Source organism: Bradyrhizobium sp. Kon69 (genome assembly GCF_055807515.1).
Genome location: NZ_JBVVOS010000574.1, coordinates 1 through 237, shown reverse-complemented (window position 1 = coordinate 237; position 237 = coordinate 1). Strand labels below are relative to the sequence as shown.

1 protein-coding gene is annotated in these 237 nt (G+C 59.1%); it reads left to right on the top strand.

Features of this window, described 5'->3' with window-relative positions:
• Positions 1-50 precede the first annotated feature (50 nt).
• The coding region (locus AC0L3U_RS40200) for a hypothetical protein (protein WP_473365242.1) at positions 51-237 on the top strand (187 nt) is incomplete at its 3' end.

Here is a 237-nt window from a genome sequence, read left to right as displayed (position 1 = left end):
GAGGCGTGCCAGGATTGGCGAGATCGATTCGGCTTCAACCACGATGGGCGGTGGCAGCTTTCGCGCCATGGTTTGAGGTGGACGACAATTGGGAAGGTGCGGTCATCCCCTTCACCATTGCACGGACCATTGTCCTTATCAACGATGGCGGGACGATGAGCCTGTATTTCGAAGTGGACGCCAAAGTCCCCGGCGTGCCTCCACGACAGTCCCTGCCCTTGCTGATCAACGTGGGCA